This window comes from Nocardia farcinica, assembly GCF_029867845.1.
GTDB classification, from domain to species: Bacteria; Actinomycetota; Actinomycetes; order Mycobacteriales; family Mycobacteriaceae; genus Nocardia; species Nocardia farcinica_A.
Genome location: NZ_JARWRU010000892.1, coordinates 1 through 4,620, shown reverse-complemented (window position 1 = coordinate 4,620; position 4,620 = coordinate 1). Strand labels below are relative to the sequence as shown.

The window sequence follows — 4,620 nt, the reverse complement described above, 5'->3', positions numbered from 1 at the left end:
TGCCCTCGCCCGGCGGATCGCCGCGGGCGCGGCCTGCGAGATCACCGTGGGCGGCCGTCCGCTGGCGGTGCTGTCCGCTCGCCGCGGCGCCCGCGCCGGTCGCGGGCCCGCCCGCTACGTCGTGGCCCACGCCGATCCCGTCCGCGATCGGGTCGACCGCGTGCTCGCCGCGGCCGCGAGCCTGGATCCGCTGCCGCTCGACCCGCTGGCGGTCGACCCGGCCCGCTGTCGCCGCGTCGGCGTCGACCCGGCCGAGCGTCCGAATCGTTCCTGACCGGCGCGCGGCCTACCGGGTGTTGTCCAGGTAGTACAGCACCGCGCGCACGCGCCTGCTGTGGTCGGTGTCGCGCCCGAGCCCGAGTTTGAGAAAGATCGAGTTCGCGTGCTTTTCCACCGCGGAGACCGACATCGACAGCCGGTCGGCGACGCCCGCGTTGGTCGATCCCTGGGCGATCATCTCGAGAACCTCGCGCTCCCGGTCGGTCAGGCTCGCCAGCGGATCGTCGCGCCGGCCACGGGTGAAGGAACGGCGCACCACCTCGGGATCGAAGGCGGTGCCGCCCGAGGCGACCCGCGCGAGATCGGCCAGGAACGAATCGATATGGGCGACACGGTCTTTCAGCAGATAGCCGACCCCGCCGACGCCGCCGGTGAGCAGTTCGAGCGCGTGGCGGTGCTCGACGTACTGGGAGAGCACCACGACACCGGCCTCGGGGTGGCGCGACTTCAGGCGCAGCGCCGCGTCGATGCCCTCGGTGGTGAAGGTCGGTGGCATGCGGACGTCGATCAGCACCAGGTCGGGCACCTCCCGCGCCACGGCGTGCTCGACCTCGACGGCGCTGCCGACGGAGGCGAGGATGCGGTGGCCCTCGTCGGCGAGCAGCCGTGCCAGCCCCTTGCGCAACAACGTCGAGTCCTCACCGATCACCACACGCACGGAATCCTCGCTTCCACAACTGTCGGCCCGCCGTCGGGACTGTGCACGGTGAGGGCGCCGTCCAGGGCGGCGACCCGCCGCCGCAGCCCGGTCAGTCCCGAACCGCTCGGGTCGGCGCCACCCACGCCGTCGTCGCTCACGGTCACGGTGATCGCGTCGTCCCGCGGGCCCGTCACCGTCACGTCGACGCCGCTCGCGCCGGAATGTTTCGCGGCGTTGGTGACCGCCTCGGCCGCGACGAAGTACACCGCGGCCGCCACGTCGCGTCGCGGTTCCGCGCCGAGTCGCAGGTCGAGCCGCACCGGCAGCGCGGTGTGGGACGACAGTTCGCGCAGGGCGGCGGCGAGCCCGTGCTCGTCCAGCGACGCGGGGTAGACGCGCCAGGCGACCTCCCTGAGTTCGGTCAGCAGTGCCTGCGTCTGCGACAGCGCCCGGTCGAGATCGGTGACGAGGGCGTGGTCGCCGATCGCGGCCCGGCGTCGAACCCGTCCGAGTTCCAACGCGATCACCACGGCGCGCTGCTGGATGCCGTCGTGCAGGGCGCGTTCGATGCGGCGGCGTTCGTCGTCGATCGCGCGGATCACCTCCGCGCGGGTGCGTTCGAGTTCCCGCACCCTGGACGCGGTGTCGTCGTCACCGAGCAGACGCAGTGCGAGCGCGATGTCCCACCGCCCCGACAACACCGCCGTCCGCACCGCCGGATAGGTCGCGATCGCGGCGACGATCAGCGCGACGGTCGCGTCCAGGACCGGGACGCGGGCGGTGAGCACGAGCAACAGGGCCCAGCTCGCGTAACCGAGCGCGGCGGCGAGCACCCCGGCGACGACCGCGCCGACGACCGGTCCGTAGGCGGCCCGGCGCATCAGGTAGCCCGCCGGATCACGGTCGGGCAGATCACGCACGGCGTCGGCGCCGAACCAGCGCACCAGTCGCTTTCAGTCGGCGCCCCCCCCGCGCATCACCCCCCCACCCGAACCGCGGCACAGGTGCACGACACCGGTGACGGCGCTGCCCGCGCCCGCCACCGTGCCCACGACCGCGCGGCCCGCCCGCACAGCGGCCTGCGCGTGGCGGATCGGAGTCACCGTTCGAGGCTATCGACCGGCGCGGGCCGGTGCGCGCGGGCGTCGCGGCGACGGGTTCGGATGTCGCGCACCCGGCGCACGACGAACACCGTCACGGCGACGGTCGCCGTCGCGAGGACGAGTTTCTGCAGCACCGAGGCATAGGACTCCACGACGGTCCACTGCTCGCCCAGACCGTATCCGGCGAGCACGAACACCGTATTCCAGGTGGCGCTGCCGACGGCGGTGAGCGCTAGGAACCGGCCGACCGGCATGGCCTCGACTCCCGCAGGCACCGACACCAGGCTCCTGACGAGCGGGATCATGCGTCCGAACAGCACCGCCTTCGCCCCGTACCGGGCGAACCAGGCCTCACTTCGTTCCAGATCGCCGACCTGGACCAGCGGCAGCCGCGCCACGATCGCGTGCATCCGCTCCCGGCCGAATCCCCGGCCGAGCAGGTAGAGCAGCAGTGCGCCGACCATGGAGCCCGCGGTGGTCCACACCAGCGCCGCCGCGAGTGACATGTCGCCGCGCGCGGCGGTGAAACCGGCCAGGGGCAGGATCACTTCGCTCGGGATCGGCGGGAAGAGGTTCTCCGCGGCGACGGCGATTCCCGCGCCGGGGGCGCCCATGGTCTCCATCATCTCGACGACCCACGCCGCCACGCCGGTGAGTTCCCCGGCGCCCTCCGGCATCGCGAGATCCGCACCCGCCGAGTGCGGGGCTGTCACGTCCTGGGCTGTCACGGTCTGGTCTGTCACGCTCATGTCCTCGACGCTATCGACGCGAAATGCCCAGGTCGCTGGGGTTTTCCGCAGGAGTCGGCGCACCGCGGGTGCGGTTTTCCGCACCCGGGGCCAATGCGCTCAGGCCCGGCAGAACACCGCGGTCGCGGCGGCGGCGAAGGTCAGGAAATCATCGGATTCTGCGGAGACGACGGCCATCGTCATCGAGCGCCCGGACGGCGAGCGGTAGGCGTAGGTCAGGTAGCCGAGCAGCTCACCGCCGTGCCCCCACAGCTGTCCGCCGCACGGCAGGTCGAATCGCTGGATGCCGAGGCCGTAGTGGAAGCCCATCCCCATCGGGATCGTGGTGGGCATCTCCGCCAGGGCCGCCGGGCTCAGCAGTTCGCCGGACAGCAGCGCGTCGAGGAAGTCGGCCAGATCGGCGGTGGTCGAGATCATCTCCCCGGCGGCCCAGTCCAGCGACGGGTTCATCTCCGTCACGTCGGTGCGCCTGCCGTCCAGCTCGCGGCTCGCGCGCAGTGCGGGGGCGGGCACGGCCGGATCGTGGCCGGGCACCGTGGTGTCGTCCAGGCCGAGCGGGGTGAGGATCCTGGCCGCGATCTGGTCGCCGTAGCGGTCCGCGGTCACCGCTTCGATCAGCATGCCGAGCAGGATGTAATTGGTGTTCCAATACCGGAAGTCCGTGCCGGGGGCGAAGTAGGGCGCGCCGGAGCCGGCGGCCGCCATCAGGTCTTCGGGAGTGAAGGAGTCGAACCGGTCCTCGCCTCGCCAGCGGTTCGTCGACATGCCGGGAAGCTTCATGTAGTCGAACAGTCCGCTGGTGTGATCGAGCAACTGACGCACGGTCACCGTGCTGTCCTGCGCGGTCGGCAGGTAGTCGATCACCGGCGCGTCCAGCGCGATCCGTCCCTCGTCCACCAGTTGCAGGACCACGGTGGCGACGAATGTCTTCGTCACGCTGCCGATGCGGAACCGGGCGTCCTCGGGCACGGGCGACGGCGAACCCGCCTCGATCGTGCCCGCGGACCACGTGCGCTCGCCGTCGCCGTCGGACACGCGCAGCACCACGGCGGTCACCCCGTCCCGGACGGCGTTCTCGACGACGAAGCCGATGATCTGGGCGCGGCGGGTCTCGAGCGCGACGATCGCGCCTGTCACGAGCACGAAAGCGACCAGCGCAAGGGCGAGCAGTATTCGGAAGATGTGTCTCACGGAGAAACGGTAGGGACACGGCCGGTCCGGGCGGACTGCGGAAAACCACCGGATCGCGGTGGGGAAAGCCGGATTCGCGGCGGCGTCAGTGCCCGCGCGCGCCGCGCAGGGCGGTGAGCAGTGCGCCGATGTCCTTGTCGTCCTCGGCGGTCTCCGCCAGGGCCGCCGCCAGGGTCGTGGCGTAGGTCGCGCGGGCCTCGCGGTAGCGGGCGAGACCGTCCTCGGTGAGCACGGTGTAGACACCGCGCTTGTCGTCCGGGCACAGGTCGCGGACCGTGTAGCCCGCCGCGTCGAGCCTGCCCACCAGGCGGGTCACCGAACTCTGGTTCAGGCCGAGGCCGTCGGCGAGTTCCTGCATGCGCAACTCCCGCCTGGCGGCGGCGTGCAGCAGTTCGAGCGCGCGGTATTCCGACAGGCCCAGGCCGTGGCGGCGCTGCATGGTGGTGGCGAGGGCGCTCTCGACCCGGGAGTGCAGGCGCAGCAGGCGGTTCCACAGTTCGACGTCCTCGGTCGAGGTCACGGCGCTGGTCTTCGGCACGGCACTCCTTCTGGGAACGACGGGCGGTGGAACGTCCGTCCGAGAACGGGCTTGACGCGAGTTTACATGTACATGCATGCTTATCTCCGGCAGCAAGAAGTTGCATATACATACAAATAC

Annotated in this window: 7 protein-coding genes; 1 reads left to right on the top strand and 6 read right to left on the bottom strand. The window is 71.4% G+C overall.

Annotated features, from left to right (window positions below):
• Positions 1–274, top strand: a 274-nt coding sequence (locus QH283_RS19630; protein ID WP_280504447.1) for a hypothetical protein, incomplete at its 5' end; no start/stop codon positions are given.
• A gap of 12 nt (positions 275–286) precedes the next feature.
• Here the strand turns inward: QH283_RS19630 and QH283_RS19625 are convergent.
• The 6 genes from QH283_RS19625 to QH283_RS19600 form a co-directional block, all read right to left on the bottom strand.
• Positions 287–937, bottom strand: coding sequence for a response regulator transcription factor (locus QH283_RS19625; protein ID WP_280504446.1), 651 nt, complete (start codon positions 935–937; stop codon positions 287–289).
• Complete coding sequence (locus QH283_RS19620) at positions 925–1,863, bottom strand: sensor histidine kinase (RefSeq protein WP_280504445.1); 939 nt, start codon at positions 1,861–1,863, stop codon at positions 925–927. Before QH283_RS19620 ends, QH283_RS19625 begins: the two co-directional genes overlap by 13 nt.
• 9 nt (positions 1,864–1,872) lie before the next feature.
• Complete coding sequence (locus QH283_RS19615) at positions 1,873–2,022, bottom strand: hypothetical protein (protein WP_280504444.1); 150 nt, start codon at positions 2,020–2,022, stop codon at positions 1,873–1,875.
• On the bottom strand, positions 2,019–2,699 hold the full coding sequence (locus QH283_RS19610) for a DedA family protein (RefSeq protein WP_280504448.1): 681 nt from the start codon (positions 2,697–2,699) through the stop codon (positions 2,019–2,021). Before QH283_RS19610 ends, QH283_RS19615 begins: the two co-directional genes overlap by 4 nt.
• Before the next feature lie 171 nt (positions 2,700–2,870).
• Positions 2,871–3,962, bottom strand: coding sequence for a serine hydrolase domain-containing protein (locus QH283_RS19605; RefSeq protein WP_280504443.1), 1,092 nt, complete (start codon positions 3,960–3,962; stop codon positions 2,871–2,873).
• An 85-nt stretch (positions 3,963–4,047) separates the two neighbouring features.
• Complete coding sequence (locus QH283_RS19600; protein WP_280504442.1) at positions 4,048–4,500, bottom strand: MarR family winged helix-turn-helix transcriptional regulator; 453 nt, start codon at positions 4,498–4,500, stop codon at positions 4,048–4,050.
• Positions 4,501–4,620: the final 120 nt, after the last annotated feature.

Excerpts from the sequence above, each read along its gene's own strand:
- QH283_RS19610 (WP_280504448.1), bottom strand. The coding sequence starts at position 2,699 with ATGCCGGAGGGCGCCGGGGAACTCACCGGCGTGGCGGCGTGGGTCGTC.